Genomic DNA, 20,333 nt, shown 5'->3' with positions numbered 1-20,333 from the left:
CTGACTATATATAATAGCTTATTAGTAAATAATCGTGAGCGCCAATTATAAGAGGGTAGCGAACAGCTAGAATATAGAAGCTTTTCATTGCAGTCTTTTTATTAATAACAACTATTAGTATTATAGTTTTTTTAATATTCTCAATTCAGATACACTGACTATCCCAAGAATATTTACTATTAAATTCTTAAAAGTCATGTCATCAAACCTATTCATATAGAAGTAAAGGTAGCTATGTTCAACTTTATAAAAAAAATAACGTCAGAAAAACCTGAAACTCCGCAACAGCAGGCAGAGCGTGATAGTGCTGTGGATAAAGTATTGCTTGGCTATGAAGTAGGTACTATTAGTATTGCCACTATGGTAACGGGGCTGGAACGTGATGGCGACCAATTAACCTTAGACTTACGTTTACCAGCAGATACTGATCCTGAAATTATTCAGCAAGAGCTTGGGCGACTGCTGCATCCGCACGGTATCAAAACCATTCATATGAATGTACGTCTATCAGCGGCAGCTAAGGGCGCAGGCTCAAGCTTACCGAAGCAAATGCCAAAGACGACGGATGCCATGGCTAAGCAAGCCAAGCCTACCGCACAATCCAATACAGACAGCGAACCACCGATTACTAAAGCTGCACCAACACAAGCGTCACTAGCGCCGCATCCGCGTATTCGTCATATTATCGTAGTCGCGTCAGGTAAAGGCGGTGTGGGTAAATCAACTACGACCGTTAATATTGCCTTAGCATTACAAAAGCTAGGCAACCGTGTTGGCGTACTCGATGCTGATATTTATGGCCCTAGTATGCCAACGATGCTAGGCGTCGCCGATGTAAGGCCGCAACTAGAAAATGAGCAGTTCGTTCCTGTCGATGCGCATGGCATGGCGATGTTATCGATTGGTAGCTTGCTCGATGGTGATAATACACCTGTCGCTTGGCGTGGGCCAAAAGCCACTGGCGCGCTGATGCAGCTGTATAACCAAACCAATTGGCCGCAGCTAGATTATTTAGTGATTGATATGCCGCCAGGTACGGGTGATATTCAACTAACGCTAGCACAGCGTATTCCAGTCACTGGCGCAGTGATTGTCACGACGCCTCAGCATATTGCACTACTTGATGCGCAAAAGGGCGTTGAGATGTTTAACAAAACTAATATTCCGGTACTTGGTGTAGTTGAAAACATGGCATTGCATACTTGTAGCAACTGTAACCATACCGAAGCTATCTTTGGTACTGGTGGTGGCGAGTTTATCGCTGAGCAATATCAGGTACCGCTGTTAGGGCAGTTGCCACTTGCCAGTGGTATTCGTGCCCAAGTGGATAAAGGCGAACCAAGCGTACTCGCTGATGATGAATTTGCGCCGTATTATCTGAGTATTGCTAAGAATATCGAAGCCAATATTAATAAATTCGCTAAGCCTATCGATGATAAGCGTATTTTTTGATGGTTCTTAATGGTATTGAAATAGCCTGAACGGTTAACCTGTAAAGTGCTTGTATTTTAAAAAGGAAGTATTGTGAGCTTATCTATCTATCAAAGTCATTTAGATAATATTCCCAAACAGTATAAGTTCCTAAAATTATTGCGCCCTCCGATATATGTGATTGAACTCTCAAACAATCAATTGATTGGCGTTTGCTACTATAAAGATGGTAGTAGCAAACGTCATCAGGTTAAAGCTGACTTTAGCAACCGCCGGATGGTGATTGCTGATTTTAATAAGTTTTCAAAGGCTCTCGCTGACCTGTTAATTAAGTTTCCTAGACACTTTTTATGGATGAGTGTAATGGCATCAACGAATGTGACAGAAACGTTAGTTGATGGGTGGACCAGCATTGAAGTTAAGGTAATAACGGAAGCATTTTTTGTGGCTTCTGCACAGGCAAAAAGAAGAGTTTTACACACCACAGTCAGCTATCAAGGAAAGATAGTCTCTTTTAATAAATAGTCACTCTAAGCAAATAGTCTCTTTAAAAAACCAGTACCTTTAGAAAAATTTGGCTAGGATGCCTTGACGATGTATCAAAATCGCAACGAACAAGATCAGCAACACTTATCCACCAGCTTGCGACCAGTTGCTCTTGACGAGCTTATTCAAAATGGTCAGCCTACCTTTGGCGTCTTTGCTCACGTCAAGAGTATCAACTATCTTGACTATTATAGTTATCTTATCTCACAAAAGTCCTTACCCAATTGGCGCAAAGCGCTCAAAGCCAACCAATTTTGCTTTATCCAAATTATTCAGCCTCCTTATCGAGTCTGTTTAGCACTGGCGACCATTAAGCTTGCGACTAGTGCCTTCGTCTATCTTTATAACGATGAGACTGATGAGTTAGAGGTTGATGAAGCGCTACAACCTTTGACTCGCCAAACACATTTAACAGGTGATTGCTATCAAGGGCAGATTGCGTTTGTTCATGCAAAGCTGACAGTTACTTTAGATTTTACGCCCGCGCAAGTTATCGTTGCGCTAGACAGTCAAAACCTTGCACTCCATGCAACCTTAGCAAGGCAGTCGCAGCCACTCGCTGTCTGTACACCAACGGGCAGGCGAGGCTGGACGTTCACTCAAAAAGAACCTTTGACAGCCATATCTGGGCATTTACTCATTAAAGGCAAGTCAAAGTTTAACGTTAATGCTTCTAATATTCCTGATTCTAAAGCCAAGCAAATAGACTTTACTAATACCACCATTGCCAATCTAGATTGGACACTTGGTTATATGCGTCACAAGACCAATTGGTTTTGGACGTGTATTAATAGCTATTTACCAGATGGTCGTCATTTTGCATTGAACTTATCGATGGGCGTTAATGAGACAGGAGCCAGTGAAAATGCGTGCTGGCTTGATGGACAGATATCTTACTTGCCGCCCGTGATGTTTATACGTAAAGATTTGGACGCATCAGCGCAGAATATTTGGAGTGTCTATCATCAAAACTTAGGTTGGAGCAATGTCGACATTGATTTAACCTTTACGCTTATTACTGTCTATAAGAAGACGGATAACTTTGGTGTGCTTGCCAGTATCTTTGAGCAATGGATTGGACTATATAGTGGTGAAATACGCTTAGGAAACGAGGTGATTAGAATTGATAAGATGATAGGGCTGGCAGAAGATCATTTTGCCAAATGGTGAATCATGATAGGTAATAAGTCCGTTAATATCGTTATGGATTTTAAAGTCGCCACTGCTCTATAAATTAAGCCGCCAATTCCGTATAATCGTCGCTATTAAATATTTGCTAAGGAAGAACAATGTCTATCAAGTCTGACCGCTGGATTCGTAAAATGGCTGAAGAGTATGGCATGATTGAGCCATATGAACCGGGTCAAGTACGCTTTAATGATGCAGGCGAACGCTTGGTTAGTTACGGCACCTCAAGCTATGGTTATGACGTACGCTGTGCGCCTGAGTTTAAAGTATTTACCAACGTGCATTCAGTAGTGGTTGATCCTAAAAACTTCGATGAAAAAAGCTTTATCGATATTGTAGGTGATGAGTGCATCATTCCACCCAACTCATTTGCATTGGCACGTACGATGGAGTATTTCCGCATTCCACGTGATGTATTGACGATTTGCCTTGGTAAATCAACTTATGCACGCTGCGGTATTATCGTCAACGTGACGCCACTTGAGCCTGAGTGGGAAGGGCACGTGACTTTAGAGTTTAGTAATACCACTAATTTGCCAGCACGTATTTATGCAGGTGAAGGCGTGGCACAGATGCTATTCTTCCAAAGTGATGCTGATGATGTCTGCGAGACCAGTTATAAAGACCGTGGCGGTAAATATCAAGGTCAAAGAGGTGTTACATTACCAAGAACCTAATACGGTCTTTAGGGATGCAAGCCCTTTGAACCGGCAACAAAAAAGCTGGGCGTATCTAATACGCTCAGCTTTTTTATGTCTCAGTGTTTATTAACTTAAGCTTTATTATTTTAAGACTTTTAAACCTGCTTTGTTATCACGTTTTGGCTTAGGAGTGACAGTAGGACTCTTCTTAGCAGCAACTTCTGATTCGTCCTCAGGCTTATAGTTTTCATATTCACTAGGATCAAAGAACATACCCTGTGAGTTTTCTTTTGCATAAATACCCATCACAGCAATAAGCGGTACCCAAATCTCTTGTGACACCCCACCAAAGCGTGCACTGAAATGGATGTATTCATTTTCCATACTCATGTTGCCTGTAGCACGGCTAGCGATATTTAGCACGATACGACCATCTTGGACGTGTTCGGTTGGTATTTGTACATTCTCAGCAGTGGCATCTACCATTAGATACGGTGTCAGGGCATTGTCTTCTATCCATTCGTATAATGCACGCACCATATAGGGGCGGGTTGGGGTAATAGACGTGGTTTCGCTCATCTGATGATTTCCTATATTTAATGGTCTTTAATGATTAAAAAATACCTTGTTCAGCTTTTCATTAACGGATAAAACATCAATGAAATTTGCTTATCTTTTATTTTATTAGCTTGTATTGGACTAATTTCCATTTTAATCAAGCTGTCTGCAGTCGTCTAATTAGCGAACGCTTTTTTTAAAGCTCTCACGCTCAAAGAGTCGTGTTTGATAGTCAAACAATGGACGACTGATAGCTCGAGGTAGTTCGATACCCATCTCTTCAAGACGCCATAACAAGGGCGCTAACAGCACATCGCACCAGCCAAATTCATCTGCCATAAAATAAGACTTATGAGCGAACAGTGGGGATAGGGTAATCAATGAATCAGCCAACTGTTTTTTTGCCACGGCAGCTTGGGCTTTATTAAAGCTATCTGGATGCATGAGCAGTCGTTTACCAAGTACCAGCCAATCACGCTGGATACGCCATGCTAACTGTCGAAATTGTGCCCGCTCTTGCGGGGTATCAGGCAGCAGTTTGTTTGCGTGATAACGTTCCTCAAGATACTCAAAGATAACGTTAATCTCATATAGCGAGATTTCACGTTGTTGTAAGACAGGCAAAGTATGATAAGGGTTTAGCTCGGTCAGGTCTTCAGGGCGCTCAGAATGTAAGCGTGATAAATAGTAAGCGAGCTTCTTTTCTTCAAGTAATAGGCGTACCACATGACTGTCGTAGCCATCATCAGCATATAAAATTAGCTGACTACTTGGAATGTCATTCGCATCAATCATGAAAGCCTAATGTTAATAGTTAAGGCTGCCATCGTAAACAAAGTTGCCTCGTTTATCAAGGTAGTAAGCGTAAACTATATCGAGTATCAGTACTAATAGTGCTTAATACAAAAGTATTAGAATATTCCTTAATGCAAAACAAAAAAAGAGGCACTACCGAAGTAATGCCTCTTTTTATAAATAAATATAGAATTTACATATCACATTCAATTGTTTGATTATTTTACGTCTTTCCAAAACTCTTTGTTTAGTAGATAAACAGGAATCAATAAGACGAGCAAAAATAGAATAACGAACATGCCGATGACCTGACGATCATGACGAACAGGTTCGCCCATCCATGCCATGAAGTTAACTAAATCACCAACTTCGCTTTCAAACTCTTCTTTACTTAAATCTTCTTGTAGATTATGCAGTACATGAGGCATAGCTGCATTCGCCAACACTAAGTTGTTAGCACCCCAAGGACGACTTGGGTCCTCATAGAATGATAACAAGTAAGTATAAACCCAGTCGTCACCGCGTAATCTGGTCTCAAGCGATAAGTCTGGTGGTGCTGCCCCAAACCATGATGCTTGAATCTCAGGATCAATTTCAGCATCAATATGATCACCAATTTGATCAGTGGTCACCATCAAATACTTTTCGACCAGCTCAGGTGGTATCTCTAAGTCTTTCGCTATACGTGAATGACGAACGTACTTCGCTGAGTGACAACCTGCGCAGTAGTTCATGAACATCTTAGCACCGTTCTGTAACGAACCCTTATTGGTAAAATCAATTGGGGCTGTGCTACAAGCTAAATGTTCTTCGACACCTTCGGCATTAGTGAACGTACCGCATCCACTACCTGCGGCCAGTGCAGTACCAGCAGTCAGGGTTAATGCCGCACCTAAGCCCAAACCAGTTAAGGATTTTGTTAGCGTGTTCATTAGTGACCTCCGGTAACGCGTTCTGGTGGCTGTTTACACTTCTCAATGGCAGTGTAAATCGGCATCAATAAGAAAAACAAGAAATACAATATAGTAAATATACGAGCCATTAATGTCGCTGTTGGCGTCGTTGGCGTCGCACCTAAATAGCCAAGTACCAAAAAGCTAATTGCAAAGATGGTTAGAGCAATTTTAGATAAAATACCTTTGTAACGTATCGAACGTACAGGAGATCTATCAAGCCATGGTATTAGGAACAACACTGCAATCGCAGCACCCATCGCTATAACACCACCAAGCTTATCAGGAACCGCACGTAAGATGGCATAGAAAGGAGTGTAGTACCATACTGGCGCAATATGTGCAGGCGTTTTTAGTGAGTTAGCTGCTTCAAAGTTTGGTGGCTCAAGGAAGAAACCGCCGCCTTCTGGGAAGAAGAATACCACTGCAAAGAAGCAAATAAAGAACACTACAATACCAACCATATCGTGTACGGTGTAGTAAGGATGGAACTCAATACCATCTAATGGTATGCCGTTTTTATCTTTGAGCTTTTTGATGTCGATACCATCTGGATTGTTTGAACCCACATGATGCAAAGCCACTAAATGCATAAATACTAAACCGACCAATACTAGTGGAATAGCAACTACATGTAAGGCAAAGAAACGGTTTAGAGTAATACCTGAGATAATATAATCACCGCGTACCCATTCAGCAAGACCGTCACCAATAACTGGTAGCGCAGCAGGAAGATTCAAAATAACCTGTGCACCCCAAAATGACATGTTGCCCCACGGTAGTAGATAACCGAAGAAGCCTTCTGCCATCAAGGCTAAGTAGATGCCCATACCGATAAGCCAAATAAGCTCACGTGGTTTCTGATATGAACCATAGAGCAAGGCTCTAAACATATGCAAATAGACTACTACAAAGAATGCTGATGCCCCAGTCGAGTGCATATAGCGAATAAGCCAGCCGCCTTTGACGTCACGCATGATGTATTCAACAGACGCAAATGCTCCTTCGGCACTTGGGTTGTACATCATCGTAAGCCAAATCCCAGTGACCAATTGGTTGACCAATACCACCATTGATAAAACGCCGAAGAAGTACCAAAAGTTAAAGTTCTTCGGTGCATAATATTTGGACATGTGGTATTCATAGGTTTCAGTCGCCGGAAAGCGCGCGTCTACCCAATGCATTAACTTTTTACCCATACTCATATTAAGCCTCCCCAACCGTCAAGATGGTACCATCCATACTATATTCTGGGATGGGTAAGTTAAGCGGTGCCGGAACGCCACTATAGACGCGACCCGCTAGGTCATACTTAGACCCGTGACAAGGACAGAAAAATCCACCGTACCAGTCATTACCACCTAAGTCAGCAGCACCAACATCAGGACGGTAATTTGGTGCACAGCCTAAATGCGTACACACGCCTTCTACAACCAATACACTTGGTTCTAAAGAACGAGTAGGATTCGTACAGTATTCAGGTTGTAGTGATGCACTAGAATCAGGGTCAGATAATAATGGCTTTACTGATTCAAGCGTACCTAACATGTCTTCAGTGCGTTTGACTACAAAGATAGGTTTGCCGCGATATTTTACGACAATCATTTGTCCTTCTTCGATAGAACCGATATCTTGGGTAACTGCAGCGCCTGCAGCTTCTGCTTTAGCACTTGGATACCAAGAACGAACAAAAGGTGTCGCCACAGCAGCTACCCCAGCTGCACCAATCGCGGCAGTCGAGGCAATAAGAACTCTACGGCGTTGTACATTAACGCCTTCGGCATGGCTCATTAATACTTCCTCCAGGTGAATGAAATGGGATTATCCCACACTGGGTTTGTGACTTAGAAATTTACAATACCAATATATAAGCCACGTTAGCTGTGCCTAATTTTGCTAATTGTTGCTATTCTAAGCTATTTTGGTCATAAAATAAATTATTGTGTCAAAAATAAAACTACTCTGACAGCACATCTTTTCTAGCTGTAACCTTACTAAAAAGTTACAGCCAGTCTAAAACTAACATTTCATTATATTAAAATATGATTTTAACAATTACCCTAGAATCAATAAGGATATTCAAAGACCGAGAATGATACTTGAAATTACGGTAATGTTCACTAACTTTCCATACATTTACTACTATTTGTCTCATTAAGACATATTCAAGATAACTGACAACTATTTGTCTGTTTTTTGCCTAACAATACTATATTGATTGTCTTTATCATTTTGATTGGCTAACCAAAAGCACTTCAATCATTTTCAAGGGCTTCCCAACGTTCAAGCTTATTCATCATTTCATCTTCAATGACTAACAGTCGCTCGCTTGCAACAGTTGCCGCCTCGAAGTCTTGAATGAACCATGAACCATCAGCCAATTTTTCTTGTAGCTGAATTTGCTCTTGTTCAAGAGCGGCAATCTCTTTTGGTAGATTATCAAGTTCGCGCTGATCATTATAGTTCAGCTTTTTTGCCGCTTTATTGGGCTTGGCTACTGCTGTCGACTTATTAGGAGACTTACTATTTTCAGCACCTTTGTTAGTAGACTTAACTGCATTGGCTGCTTGTGCGCGATTCTTCTGTATCAGATATTCTTGGTAGCCACCGACATATTCTTTAACGATACCTTTGCCATCTTCATCTTGGTCAAACACCCAAGTAGAAGTGACTACGTTATCCATAAATGAGCGGTCATGGCTAATCAAAAGAATGGTACCGTTAAAACTACTGACGGACTCTTCTAACAGCTCAAGGGTGGCCATGTCCAAGTCGTTGGTTGGCTCATCAAGTACCAGGATATTAGCAGGTTTTAGCAGCTGTTTGGCGAGTAACACACGGTTACGCTCACCACCAGATAGGGCTTTAACTGGGGTACGTGCACGTTCTGGAGCAAATAAGAAATCTTGTAAATAGCTCATGATATGCGTCTTACGTCCACCAACCTCGATGAAATCTGAGCCTTCTGACACGTTTTGAGCAACAGTAGCTTCAAGGTCTAACTGATCTCGAAGCTGATCGAAAAATGCGATTTTTAAATTCGTGCCTAGCTCAACGCTACCACTTTTGGTCACTTCGTCATCAGACATATCGAGTAGGGCTTTGATAAGTGTGGTTTTACCTGCGCCATTCGGCCCTATGATACCGATCTTGTCGCCACGCATAATAGTAGTGGTGAAATTATCGACCAATACATTGCCGTTGTACTCAAGATGTAGATCTTTAACCTTACAGACCAGCTTGCCGCTTTTTTCACCTTCGCCCATCGTAATATTAACGTTACCGACTTGCTCGCGGCGGTCGCTACGTTCTTCACGGAGCGCTTTTAGTTCACGTACGCGGCCTTCGTTACGGGTACGACGCGCTTTAATGCCTTGGCGAATCCAAACTTCTTCTTGTGCTAGCTTTTTATCGAAGTTTGCGTTATTTTTTTCTTCTGCTAATAGCTGTTGCTCTTTGAGCTCTTGGTAACGTGCATAACCTGTTGCACCTTGAGTGACGTCATAGCTCGTTAATTGACCACGATCAAGCTCCACAATACGAGTAGAAAGCTTATCAACGAATGCTCTATCATGGGTGACAAACAGCAGGGTCAGGCCTTGCCAATCGAGCAAGAAACGCTCTAACCATTCAATACTATCAACGTCCAAATGGTTGGTTGGCTCATCAAGTAATAGCATATCAGGCTTCGTTACTAATGCACGTGCAAGCAGTACACGACGCTTACGACCACCGGATAGAGATGATAAGTCATCTTCAGGGTCAAGTCCCATAGTAGTGATCAGACGAGTTGCTTCGCGTTCTAGATCCCAACCGTGAACGGCATCAATATCATGCTGCAACGTTGCCATACGCTCACAAGCATCCATATCACCATCTGCACATAGATTAGTCTGCTGGTTGTATTTAATCAATAGGTCAGCGGTACGACGACTTCCACCCATGACGATGTCTAATATTCTACCGCTAGTCTCAGGTACGTCCTGCTCAAGCATTGCTACGCTTGCACTACCGTTAATGATGACCTCACCACTATCAGGCTGCAATGAGCCGTTGATTAGTTTAAATAAAGTAGATTTACCTTCGCCATTGCGGCCGATCAAACAGACGCGCTCGCCTTCGTTGATGCTAAAGTCAATGCCATCGAGAACAGGAGCAACGCCAAAGGCGAGATGGATATTTTTTAAATGTATCAGTGCCATAAATTATCTTAAGCTTATATATAGTGGTGAAAGTGATGATTGAACGATAGTGATATAAAGGATGTTGCTAAATTGTCAGCAGTATAACATGCTGCCACACGACTTTAGCGTGAGCAAAGATTTTTTATCATGTCTATTATGGTTAAAGTACGAATATAAATGAGGTAATTTTCACTTTAGCACTATCATCTTATTAGTAACAATCATCATGACTAACCCCTCGTTAACTATAAATGACCTATAATATGAGACCTATACTATAAATAGTCATGACATTGAGAAAAGTATGAATACCGCATTAGAAAATACAGAAGACAGTACAAGCCAAAAAGATAGGATATCAGACCATTCTGAGCTATACACACAAATGGTTGAACTACAAATGAGTATGGCTCATCTTGAATTAACAATAGAGCGTCTTGATGAAGTGGTTACTCGCCAAGACAAACATATTCATACACTGCAGCGTCAGCTAAAGCTGGTATACAAGCAAGTGGAAAGTCAAAGTGCTGACGATGGTATTGCGCCCTTTGATGTAATAGCAGATAGACCGCCACATTATTAAATTTGAGGAAATTACCTATTATTTATCTTGGTTTTTGGTAACTTTTTAATTAACTCAACTATATCTCTATAAATAGATATACCTATTATTCTGTGACCAAACGGTCATAAACGAGAAATAATATATATTTTTTGTTGTCTTAACGTTCAAAAGACATTAACATCCTTCACCGAGGATACCACCTGCATAATGATGATTATCAGGAAGGTATGACAATGAGGACGTTTGGAGAAATATAATGGGCCCTAATTTTCATTTAAAAACACTTGTAGTAGCTATTGCAGCCTTTTCTGTTGCTAGTATAGGTAACGCCGCTGGTCTTGATCGCTCAGGGCAAGATATCACTGCATTCTTACAAGACGGCCTGTACGCAGAAGCCAGTTATACTTATATTGATGCTAAAGTTAGTGGGCATGATAATGCTTATATCGGTGATGATAACAACGGTTATCAACAAGATAAAAAAATTGATGACATCGCTGAGTCATATGACTTTTTCCGTTATGGTGTAAAAGCGGATATTAACGATACTTTTAGCGTTGGTATTTTATATGATGAGCCTTTTGGTGCAGCCGCTGACTATAGCGGTGATAATAATTTTGTTGCAAAAGGTGATACAAGTGCGACTATTAACTCTGTTTCTAGCGGAAAATTTGCCAATGTGACCGAAGCATTAGGTGCACAAGCTTTTTTACAAGGTGAAATTGATCGTACAACAGATCCAGAATTGAAAGCAGCTCTGACAAAACAAAAAAGAGAGGTAGATGTTGCTTTAGGTGCTACCCAAGCAGAACTTAATAGTAAAGGTGAAGGTACTAACGTTGAAGTACGCAGTGAAAGTATTACTGGTATTTTAGGTATGAACTTTGGTGTCAATAAAAACTTCCAAGTCTATGGTGGTCCCGTTGCACAGCAAATCCAAGCTGATGTAAAGCTACGCGGTCTTGCCTATGGTCCTGCTACGGGCTATACCGCTCATCTTAGTTCTGGTAAAGATTATGGCTGGTTAGCTGGATTATCATATAGCAAACCAGAAATTGCCTTAAAAGCAGCATTGACTTATCGTTCTGAGATTGACCACAGCATACCTATCCATGAGCAGTATCCAGCAGTTGGTCTTGAAATGGGTAGTAGCATCGATATTACTACCCCTGAATCTGTGAACTTTGATTTCCAAACTGGTGTTAACCCAACGACACTAGCCACTGCAAAAGTACGCTATGTACCATGGAGCGATTTTAATATCGTACCACCATTATATACAGCAGTTAGTAAAGCCAGATATCCTGATGGTCTACCGCTAGTCAGCTATGATGATGATCAATGGGTTGTCGAGCTTGGTTTAGCCAAACGTCTAACGCCAGCATTAGCGGTTATAGGTAATATCGGTTGGGATAGTGGTGCTGGTAATCCGGTAACGTCATTAGGTCCTATCGAAGGCTACTATAGTGCAGGCCTTGGTGCTAAATATAACGTTACTGAGAACTGGGCAGTTTCAGCAGGTGGCAAATATTTATGGTTCGGTAATGCAAAAGGCAAAACCCCAACTCAAAACATCGTTAGCAACTTTGAAGATAATGACGGTTACATACTGGGTGTTAAAGTCTCTTATCAAGCTCAATAATCTGAGTATATTCAGACTTATACTGACGTAAAAGTTCTTAACTGCATTTCTATTATTTTAAGCTATAAAAAAGCGATCCATAAGGGGTCGCTTTTTTTGTAGATAAATCTAAGTAAAAAAGGTAAATAAAGAAATCCTGCTGTTAGCATATTATTGATATTAAGAAGTCGATTTAATAGAGCTAGATTTATATATAACCCTTAGCTACGATTGATTAAAGATATGGTTATAATTAAGAACTGTCCAGTCATATTAGAGAAATAAAGCACTTTAAGTGTTGTCTTAGTGTGAGAAAGCCATTACTATTCAAATTAGGAGACCGTTTAAATAACGAGCATAACGTGGTAAATATTATCACTGGCTAATTATGGTAACGGTAAAACAACGAGGATGTTTGGAGATACACAATGCGCAATACTTTTCACTTGAAAACACTCGCGGTAGCAATCGCAACAATTTCTGTAGCTAGTTTATCTAATGCTGCTGGTCTTGATCGTTCTGGTCAAGATGTCACCGCATTCTTCCAAGATGGTACTTATGCTGAGGCTGTTTATACTTATATTGATGCTGATGTCAGTGGTAAAGATAGTGCTAACGTTATACCTACTAGTAATACTTATGTCGAAGGCGGTGATACTGGCGATATTGCTGAATCTTATGATTTCTTCCGTTATGGCGTAAAAGCTGATATTAATGATACTTTTAGTGTAGGTGTTATATACGATGAGCCGTTTGGTGCCGCTGCTGAATACACTGAGGGCAACTTTGTAGCTCAGGATGGAGACAACCGTGAGGCTACTATTACGGCTATTTCTGGAGGTGCTATTGGTCCAGGTTCACCGCTTGGAGTTACTAGTTTTGCTCAGGCACAAGGTACAGTCACTGCTCTTCAAGGTATATTGGCACAGGGTGGTACTTTGACGCCACAGCAGCAAGGTGCATTGGCAGCGTTGGCTCCAGCAGTTGGTATTGTAAATGGAGAGTTTAGTACGGCTGGTGAAAATACTAACGTTGAAGTACGTAGTGAAAACTTAACGGCTTTACTAGGGGCTAAATTTGGCGCCAATAAAGAATTCCAAGTGTATGGTGGTCCAGTCGCTCAGCGTATTCAAGCTCAAGTGAAGTTACGTGGATTGGCTTATGGTCCTGCTACTGGTTACACATCAAACAGCAATCCTGATATGGATTATGGTTGGATCGCTGGTATGTCATATAGCAAACCTGAAATTGCTTTAAAAGCGGCGTTGACTTATCGTTCTGAGATTGATCATGATATACAGATATCTGAGACTTATCCTCTAGCAGGAACGTTAGCAGGTAATCCAGCTGCTGCTACTCAAAGCAGTACTTACGAGATTACTACTCCCGAATCAGTAAACTTTGATTTTCAAACAGGTATCAACCCAACGACTTTAGCAACAGCAAAAGTACGCTGGGTACCTTGGAGTGATTTTGTAATTACACCACCACTATATAACCAAGTTAGTCAGCGTAGTTATGGTCCTGATGGTTTAAATTTGGTCGAGTATGAGGATGACCAATGGCAGGTAGAATTGGGTCTGGCTAAGCGTTTAGCACCAGCACTTGCTGTGAGTGGTACAGTTGGCTGGGATAGCGGAGCTGGTGATCCAACGACTTCACTAGGTCCTATCGATGGCTATTACAGTGTTGGTCTTGGTGCTAAGTACAACGTCACTGAAAACTGGGCAGTCTCAGCGGGTGGCAAATACCTATGGTTCGGTGATGCACAAGGTCAATTGCCAAGTGAAAAAATCGTTGCTGATTTCCAAGATAATGATGGATACATTGTTGGTGTGAAGCTTTCTTATCAAGATTACTAATAATTTCTTTATTTGCTAGTAACTGACTTTCAAAAAAATAAAAAAGCGATCCATGATGGGTCGCTTTTTTATTATTTTAATTAAGAGAAAGATAAAGGGTATGAGTGTTATAGCAGGTTTAAGGCAATGTAAATCGCGTAGATTCAGTCTCTCATTGTAAACTTGGAGGTAGCGACAATAAGGGTTATAAGTTTAGCTGATAAAAGCTTTTTTGCTTGCTGTGAGTAAGCCTATCATAGGCTGGGTAAACTCATCATAGCTACACTATATCTGTGATTAAAATGAATTGACTATAGTTACACTCATTTTCCCTGCTACTCAAATTGATGACACGCCCTAAATGATCGCTGAGCTAATGCAGATATAAATCATCAGACAGTAAAAAAAGCCAATAAAAAACCCTCGCTACCATGATAGTAACGAGAGTTGTGATAACAACAAAATATGTCGATAGCTTACTTATCTAAGTTAAGTTCCATTTCTTCAAACTTCGCAATAACAGAAGGTTTAGGACCGCCAGTAGCCATACTGACTACGACGATAGCAATCGTACTTAATATAAAGCCTGGGACAATCGCGAATAACCAGCTACCAAGTTCAGTACCGTCAGCTAGAGTGAAGCCACCATAAATCCATAGGATAACGGTCAACGCACCAACGACCATGCCTGCAACAGCACCGTTACGGTTCATACCTTTCCACATTAGACTAATAATAACTAGTGGTCCAAATGCCGCACCAAAACCTGCCCAAGCATTAGACACTAGCTTTAGTACCGAGCTGTCCGGATCAGATGCGAGTAAGATTGATACCACAGCTACAGCGACTACTGATAGTCGGCCGACCAATACTTGGCGAGCTTCTGGTGCATCTTTATCAAAGAATAACTTATAGACATCTTTAGTTAGCGAGCTTGATACTACTAACAGCTGTGATGAGATAGTACTCATGATGGCTGCTAAGATAGCTGCTAATAAGAAGCCCGATACTAGGGGATGGAATAAAAACTGTGTAAACACTAGAAAGATAGTTTCAGGATCATCTAGGGTCATTGCTGTTTTTTGTACATAAGCACGACCAGCAAAACCAGTCATCAATGCACCAATCAAGCTCACAACCATCCAGCTCATACCGATATTACGTGCGGTTGGTACATCTTTAACCGAACGTATTGCCATAAAACGCACAATGATATGTGGTTGACCGAAATAGCCAAGACCCCATGCCATCAAAGAGATAATACCAATCACACTCATGCCACTAGTAATATCTAGCAGGCTTGGATCAATGTTTCTTACTGCTGTAGTAGTCGCCGATATACCACCAAGATCGGTGAAAGCAACGACAGGTACAATCACCATCGCAAATAGCATGATGATACCTTGCACAAAGTCAGTCATTGAGACCGCTAAGAAACCACCAAATAAGGTGTAAGCGACAACAACGCCAGCGGTAACCCAAAGACCAGTACTATAAGATAGGTTAAGTGAGCTTTCAAAAAGCTTACCGCCACCCACTAAGCTTGCAGCAGTATAGACGGTGAAAAATAAGATAATAACCACTGCTGATATGACACGTAGCATGTGCGACTTGTCTTCGAAGCGGTTAGCGAAATAGTCAGGTAGAGTAATTGCGTTATCAGCGACCTCGGTATAAACGCGAAGACGCGGCGCGACAATGATGTAGTTGAGCAGGGCGCCAAGTGTTAAACCAAGTGCAATCCAAACACTAACGACCCCATCAGCATACATGTAACCGGGCAGGCCAAGTAATAACCAACCTGACATGTCTGATGCACCTGCTGACAAAGCAGTTACTGCTGGGCCCAAGCTACGCCCACCAAGCATGTAGCCTTCAGTGTCATTTGCTTGTTTAAAGTAGGCATAGATGCCAATCCCAATCATTACCAAAAAATAGGCACCAAGCGATATTAGTACACCACTAGAAATTCCATTCATAGAAACTGTCCTTAACCAACTGTATTGGTTTTAATTATATTTAACTATAAAGTCTTATGATTAAAATACGATCTACAAAGACAAGAAAAGCCATTAAGTAGAACAAAATGGCTTTTTGCTTATAGTCAGTATTCACTTCTAGTTTTATATGATTGATGCTGTTTTCACCTATAACTTATTAAGTTATCAATAATCAATTAAATTACCTAATGTTAGTAGTTCTAACTGATCATCACGGACAAAATCAATCATTTAAAACTGTCAATTCTGCAATTTGGCTATATCTCTTATACAGAATATAACATGCAGAAGTCAGCAAAAATTAAACATAAAGCACCATTGTTAAACGTTATTACTGATGGTAGTTAAATCATCTATCTACTTATCATAGATAGATGATTGGCAAAAAAAAATAGCTACATTTGCCATCATACCTTACCCAAACCATTCAGTAAGTGAGTATCAGTGTTGTTATGGTAACTATATGTTATAAAAGTAAACCTGTGCGTATTATAACGTATAGAGATTATAATTGCGAACAGCGCCTATGCATATAGACTTCGAACTATTGATTAGATTCATGTCACGAATTGATCTGCTATCTTTACTGTCAGCTATACCTATTATCAGTCAATAGGCGCAAGCAATTCTAATAAAGCTTCAACGCTACTAGAACGCGTTAGTTTGGGATTAATGACCACCCCTAAATATCGTTGTAGTTCGATATTATCAGCCATATTGATACGTTCTAGATCTTGGCTGATAAGGGTTTGCGGCAATACCGACCAGCCAAGTCCAACGGATACCAACATGCGAATAGACTCAAGTGGATTTGTACTCATGGTCGCATAGGGTTTTAGATTATGTTTGGCGAACTCTGCTAGAGTAATTTGACTGGTAAAGGTGTTAGCAGAAGGTAAAATAGCAGGGTAATGTGCCAATTGCTCTAAGGTTACATTGGTTTTCGTCGCTAAAGGCGATAGTGCACCTGTCATAAAATATAGTGGGTCTGACCATAGGGTATGATAGGTGAGGCGCTTATCATAGACAGGCGGTAGTGTTAAAAAAGCCAGAGATAAATTGCCATCAAGGACGGCTTTATGCGCTTCTTCTGAGTCTACGAAATGAACTTCAAGCTGCACCGCAGGATAACTCTGGATAAAATCCTTTAACACTGGAGCAAGATGATGCAAGCCAATATGATGACTGGTACCAATGACTAATTTGCCAGAAACGATTTGCTTAGAATGTTGCAGGTTTATCTTAAAATTCTCGTAATCTTCTAGCCAGCGCTTCGCATGCGGTAGCATTTCACTGGCTGCTTGAGTCGGTACAATACCCCGACCTACGGTATCAAATAAGGTAATTTTAAACTCATCTTCTAGATTTTTGATGCGTTTGCTAACAGCAGGCTGGGTAATAAACAGCTTCTCTGCTGCGCCTGATATGCTACCTGTTTGCATAACGGTCACAAACGTCGTCAAATTAGTGGTATTCAAACCGATGTCCTTAGCTTGGATATAAGCTATAAATAAAAGTTGGCTTGCCTATTCATAATGTATTAGAAATAAAAGTTTGTGAATAGATAAAAATCATCAATTATTATTATAGAATTAGGCTGCTATAATCACAAGACATTGGGACACTTTTTGACATTTTTATTCTGATGGCTTTATAAATTACTGTTTCAGTAAAGAGCAATAAGTATAAGAACAAATAGGTAACCCTAAGAATTTGCAATAATTAACTCTCTATTTATGAAGTATAGGCAGAGATAAATACATAATAAGTAATTGGCAATTAATAAAGGATAGCAATATGGCTGGTCATACGTTATACGACAAACTCTGGAATGCTCATGAAGTCACAAAGCGTGATGATGGTTCGAGCTTGATTTATATTGACCGCCATCTATTGCATGAAGTGACTAGTCCGCAAGCATTTGAAGGCTTAGAGCTTGCCAATCGCGCTCCTTGGCGACTCTCGGCCAACATTGCCAGCCCTGATCATAACGTACCGACAGTGAGTAAAGAGCGTCTTGAGGGTGTGGCTGGTATCAAAGATAAAGTCTCACGCTTGCAGGTGGTTACTCTAGATGATAACTGCGCTAAGTTTGATATTGCTGAGTTCACCATTAATGATGCTCGTCAAGGCATCTTGCATGTGGTTGGTCCTGAACAAGGTCTGGTGCTTCCAGGTATGACAGTCGTATGTGGTGATTCGCATACGGCAACTCATGGTGCACTTGGTTGTCTTGCGCATGGTATCGGAACTTCTGAGGTTGAGCATGTACTTGCAACCCAGTGTTTAATTACCAAAAAAATGAAAAACATGCAAATTCGGGTCAATGGTAAGCTTGGCACTGGCGTAACCTCAAAAGATGTGGTACTTGCCATTATTGCGCAGATTGGTACAGCTGGTGGCAATGGCCACGCAATTGAGTTTGCAGGGCAAGTGTTTGAAGATATGAGCATGGAAGGGCGCATGACTGTCTGTAATATGGCAATTGAAGCTGGCGCACGCGTGGGCATGGTAGCTGTAGATGACATAACGATTGATTATGTTAAAGGTCGTCCTTACGCACCAACGGATAAGCAGTGGGAACAAGCAGAAGCTTACTGGCGTACACTATATTCAGACGATGATGCAGTATTTGATACAGTTATTGAAATCGACGGTAGTCAAATTGCACCGCAAGTATCTTGGGGCACCTCACCTGAAATGGTCGTTGACATTACTCAGTCGGTACCAACCCCTGATCAAGCGGCTGATGAGTCGCAGCAAGAAGGCTGGTTACGCGCTTATACGTATATGGGCTTGCAAGCAGGGCAGCCAATCACTGATATTCAGCTTGATCGTATCTTTATTGGTTCTTGTACCAACTCACGTATCGAAGATTTGCGTGATGCAGCGGCAGTGATTAAAGGTCGTAAAGTTGCAAATACGATTAAAGAAGCTATCGTGGTGGCAGGATCTGGGCAAGTAAAACTGCAAGCAGAAGCAGAAGGTTTGGATACCTTGTTTACCGATGCAGGTTTTGAATGGCGTGAGCCGGGTTGTTCAATGTGCCTTGCGATGAATGCCGATAAGCTTGAGCCAGAAGAGCATTGTGCATCAACGTCCAACCGTAACTTTGAAGGTCGTCAAGGCACTGGTGGACGCACGCATTTGGTGAGTCCTGCGATGGCCGCTGCCGCCGCATTGGCTGGTCACTTTGTGGATGTGCGTACGTTTTAGTTGCTATATGCTAGTGTAATGCGCGTCAATTCTCTATGGATACGTGCATAGCGTTGCTTTTAATCGCCACTCAGTAGCGCCAATTAAAACAGCCACTTACTTCTAAATAAGAAATGTCATTTATAGGAAATTTTTATGCAAGCTTATAATACTCAAACAGGTATCGTTTGCCCACTTGATCGCGCAAACGTCGATACCGACCAAATTATCGCAAAACAGTTTTTGAAATCTATTAAACGTACCGGCTTTGGCGTCAATTTATTTGATGATTGGCGTTATCTTGATGAAGGCTATCCGGGCCAAGACAATAGCACACGCGTTATTAACCCAGACTTTGTCTTAAATAAGCCACGTTATCAAGGCGCAATTATTTTACTGTCACGCAGAAACTTTGGTTGCGGTTCTAGCCGTGAGCATGCGCCTTGGGCATTATCTGAATATGGCTTTCGTACGGTTATTGCCCCAAGTTTTGCAGATATTTTTTATAACAACTGCTTTAAGAATGGCATGCTACCTATTGTTTTAGATGAAGCAATTGTCGATAAGTTGATGAAAGAGACTTTGGAAAATGAAGGCTATGAGCTAACGGCAGACTTGGAGCGACAAGTCGTTATCAATTCAGTAGGACAAGAATATCCATTTGAAATTGATGAGTTTCGCAAGCATTGTTTGTTGAATGGTCTAGATGATATTGGTCTTACTCTGCAGCAGAGCGATGCCATTAAGGATTATGAAAATAAAATGATGCAACAGACGCCTTGGATATTTAATGAAGTCAAGGCATAAGCAACGAA

At 41.2% G+C, this 20,333-nt stretch carries 17 protein-coding genes; 9 read left to right on the top strand and 8 right to left on the bottom strand.

All coding sequences use genetic code 11. From position 1 onward, the window contains the following. The first annotated feature begins 234 nt into the window (after positions 1-234). The 4 genes from apbC to dcd all read left to right on the top strand — a co-directional run bounded on the left by apbC (position 235) and on the right by dcd (position 3,842). Positions 235-1,452: an iron-sulfur cluster carrier protein ApbC gene (gene apbC, locus ACTQ9S_RS02710; protein WP_350657040.1), complete on the top strand. Its 1,218-nt coding sequence runs from the start codon at positions 235-237 to the stop codon at positions 1,450-1,452. A gap of 72 nt (positions 1,453-1,524) precedes the next feature. Next, positions 1,525-1,956 carry a hypothetical protein gene (locus tag ACTQ9S_RS02705; protein ID WP_350657041.1) on the top strand — a complete coding sequence of 144 codons (432 nt, stop codon included), beginning with the start codon at positions 1,525-1,527 and terminating at the stop codon, positions 1,954-1,956. A gap of 69 nt (positions 1,957-2,025) precedes the next feature. Continuing rightward, positions 2,026-3,147 carry a DUF2804 domain-containing protein gene (locus tag ACTQ9S_RS02700; RefSeq protein WP_350657042.1) on the top strand — a complete coding sequence of 374 codons (1,122 nt, stop codon included), beginning with the start codon at positions 2,026-2,028 and terminating at the stop codon, positions 3,145-3,147. A gap of 119 nt (positions 3,148-3,266) precedes the next feature. Then, positions 3,267-3,842: a dCTP deaminase gene (dcd, locus tag ACTQ9S_RS02695; protein ID WP_068036512.1), complete on the top strand. Its 576-nt coding sequence runs from the start codon at positions 3,267-3,269 to the stop codon at positions 3,840-3,842. A gap of 105 nt (positions 3,843-3,947) precedes the next feature. On the opposite strand, the gene ACTQ9S_RS02690 is transcribed toward dcd, so the two are convergent. From ACTQ9S_RS02690 to ACTQ9S_RS02665, 6 genes are all read right to left on the bottom strand, one after another. Next, positions 3,948-4,385 (bottom strand): ClpXP protease specificity-enhancing factor, encoded by a 438-nt coding sequence (locus ACTQ9S_RS02690; protein WP_350657043.1) that lies wholly within the window; start codon positions 4,383-4,385, stop codon positions 3,948-3,950. Positions 4,386-4,544: 159 nt separating this feature from the next. Then, positions 4,545-5,159 carry a glutathione S-transferase N-terminal domain-containing protein gene (locus tag ACTQ9S_RS02685; protein ID WP_068036508.1) on the bottom strand — a complete coding sequence of 205 codons (615 nt, stop codon included), beginning with the start codon at positions 5,157-5,159 and terminating at the stop codon, positions 4,545-4,547. Between the two features lie 218 nt (positions 5,160-5,377). Continuing rightward, positions 5,378-6,091, bottom strand: coding sequence for a cytochrome c1 (locus ACTQ9S_RS02680; protein WP_350657044.1), 714 nt, complete (start codon positions 6,089-6,091; stop codon positions 5,378-5,380). After that, positions 6,091-7,296, bottom strand: coding sequence for a cytochrome b (locus ACTQ9S_RS02675; protein WP_203226538.1), 1,206 nt, complete (start codon positions 7,294-7,296; stop codon positions 6,091-6,093). Before ACTQ9S_RS02675 ends, ACTQ9S_RS02680 begins: the two co-directional genes overlap by 1 nt. A gap of 22 nt (positions 7,297-7,318) precedes the next feature. Further along, positions 7,319-7,903 (bottom strand): ubiquinol-cytochrome c reductase iron-sulfur subunit, encoded by a 585-nt coding sequence (petA, locus tag ACTQ9S_RS02670; protein ID WP_068036502.1) that lies wholly within the window; start codon positions 7,901-7,903, stop codon positions 7,319-7,321. A gap of 464 nt (positions 7,904-8,367) precedes the next feature. Continuing rightward, entirely contained in the window at positions 8,368-10,314 is a 1,947-nt protein-coding gene (locus tag ACTQ9S_RS02665; protein WP_068036497.1) for an ATP-binding cassette domain-containing protein, read from the bottom strand. Positions 10,315-10,600: 286 nt separating this feature from the next. Between ACTQ9S_RS02665 and ACTQ9S_RS02660 the strand changes: the two genes are divergently transcribed. The 3 genes from ACTQ9S_RS02660 (at position 10,601) to ACTQ9S_RS02650 (ending at position 14,344) form a co-directional block, all read left to right on the top strand. After that, positions 10,601-10,879 carry a SlyX family protein gene (locus ACTQ9S_RS02660; protein ID WP_350657045.1) on the top strand — a complete coding sequence of 93 codons (279 nt, stop codon included), beginning with the start codon at positions 10,601-10,603 and terminating at the stop codon, positions 10,877-10,879. Between the two features lie 238 nt (positions 10,880-11,117). Then, positions 11,118-12,503: an outer membrane protein transport protein gene (locus ACTQ9S_RS02655; RefSeq protein WP_350657046.1), complete on the top strand. Its 1,386-nt coding sequence runs from the start codon at positions 11,118-11,120 to the stop codon at positions 12,501-12,503. A 407-nt stretch (positions 12,504-12,910) separates the two neighbouring features. Continuing rightward, entirely contained in the window at positions 12,911-14,344 is a 1,434-nt protein-coding gene (locus tag ACTQ9S_RS02650; protein ID WP_350657047.1) for an OmpP1/FadL family transporter, read from the top strand. 455 nt (positions 14,345-14,799) lie between these two features. Here the strand turns inward: ACTQ9S_RS02650 and putP are convergent, their stop codons facing one another. Further along, positions 14,800-16,302 carry a sodium/proline symporter PutP gene (putP, locus tag ACTQ9S_RS02645; RefSeq protein WP_068036492.1) on the bottom strand — a complete coding sequence of 501 codons (1,503 nt, stop codon included), beginning with the start codon at positions 16,300-16,302 and terminating at the stop codon, positions 14,800-14,802. Between the two features lie 626 nt (positions 16,303-16,928). Continuing rightward, positions 16,929-17,801 carry a LysR family transcriptional regulator gene (locus tag ACTQ9S_RS02640; protein ID WP_068036490.1) on the bottom strand — a complete coding sequence of 291 codons (873 nt, stop codon included), beginning with the start codon at positions 17,799-17,801 and terminating at the stop codon, positions 16,929-16,931. Positions 17,802-18,120: 319 nt separating this feature from the next. Between ACTQ9S_RS02640 and leuC the strand changes: the two genes are divergently transcribed. Then, positions 18,121-19,539: a 3-isopropylmalate dehydratase large subunit gene (gene leuC, locus ACTQ9S_RS02635; protein ID WP_068036488.1), complete on the top strand. Its 1,419-nt coding sequence runs from the start codon at positions 18,121-18,123 to the stop codon at positions 19,537-19,539. Between the two features lie 135 nt (positions 19,540-19,674). Further along, positions 19,675-20,325: a 3-isopropylmalate dehydratase small subunit gene (leuD, locus tag ACTQ9S_RS02630; RefSeq protein WP_068036486.1), complete on the top strand. Its 651-nt coding sequence runs from the start codon at positions 19,675-19,677 to the stop codon at positions 20,323-20,325. Positions 20,326-20,333: the final 8 nt, after the last annotated feature.

The sequence above is a fragment of the Psychrobacter sp. ASPA161_9 genome (assembly GCF_051970275.1).
Lineage (GTDB): Bacteria > Pseudomonadota > Gammaproteobacteria > Pseudomonadales > Moraxellaceae > Psychrobacter.
The sequence above is the reverse complement of the archived record's forward strand: the minus strand, read 5'-3'. Positions and strand labels throughout refer to the sequence as shown.

Bases quoted from the DNA above. Each gene is read 5' to 3' on its own strand.
- leuD (WP_068036486.1), top strand. From the start codon at position 19,675: ATGCAAGCTTATAATACTCAAACAGGTATCGTTTGCCCACTTGATCGC.
- ACTQ9S_RS02650 (WP_350657047.1), top strand. From the start codon at position 12,911: ATGCGCAATACTTTTCACTTGAAAACACTCGCGGTAGCAATCGCAACA.
- apbC (WP_350657040.1), top strand. From the start codon at position 235: ATGTTCAACTTTATAAAAAAAATAACGTCAGAAAAACCTGAAACTCCG.
- putP (WP_068036492.1), bottom strand. From the start codon at position 16,302: ATGAATGGAATTTCTAGTGGTGTACTAATATCGCTTGGTGCCTATTTT.
- ACTQ9S_RS02685 (WP_068036508.1), bottom strand. From the start codon at position 5,159: ATGATTGATGCGAATGACATTCCAAGTAGTCAGCTAATTTTATATGCT.
- petA (WP_068036502.1), bottom strand. From the start codon at position 7,903: ATGAGCCATGCCGAAGGCGTTAATGTACAACGCCGTAGAGTTCTTATT.
- ACTQ9S_RS02665 (WP_068036497.1), bottom strand. From the start codon at position 10,314: ATGGCACTGATACATTTAAAAAATATCCATCTCGCCTTTGGCGTTGCT.
- ACTQ9S_RS02700 (WP_350657042.1), top strand. From the start codon at position 2,026: ATGTATCAAAATCGCAACGAACAAGATCAGCAACACTTATCCACCAGC.
- ACTQ9S_RS02675 (WP_203226538.1), bottom strand. From the start codon at position 7,296: ATGCATTGGGTAGACGCGCGCTTTCCGGCGACTGAAACCTATGAATAC.
- leuC (WP_068036488.1), top strand. From the start codon at position 18,121: ATGGCTGGTCATACGTTATACGACAAACTCTGGAATGCTCATGAAGTC.
- ACTQ9S_RS02680 (WP_350657044.1), bottom strand. From the start codon at position 6,091: ATGAACACGCTAACAAAATCCTTAACTGGTTTGGGCTTAGGTGCGGCA.
- ACTQ9S_RS02690 (WP_350657043.1), bottom strand. From the start codon at position 4,385: ATGAGCGAAACCACGTCTATTACCCCAACCCGCCCCTATATGGTGCGT.
- ACTQ9S_RS02655 (WP_350657046.1), top strand. From the start codon at position 11,118: ATGGGCCCTAATTTTCATTTAAAAACACTTGTAGTAGCTATTGCAGCC.
- ACTQ9S_RS02660 (WP_350657045.1), top strand. From the start codon at position 10,601: ATGAATACCGCATTAGAAAATACAGAAGACAGTACAAGCCAAAAAGAT.
- dcd (WP_068036512.1), top strand. From the start codon at position 3,267: ATGTCTATCAAGTCTGACCGCTGGATTCGTAAAATGGCTGAAGAGTAT.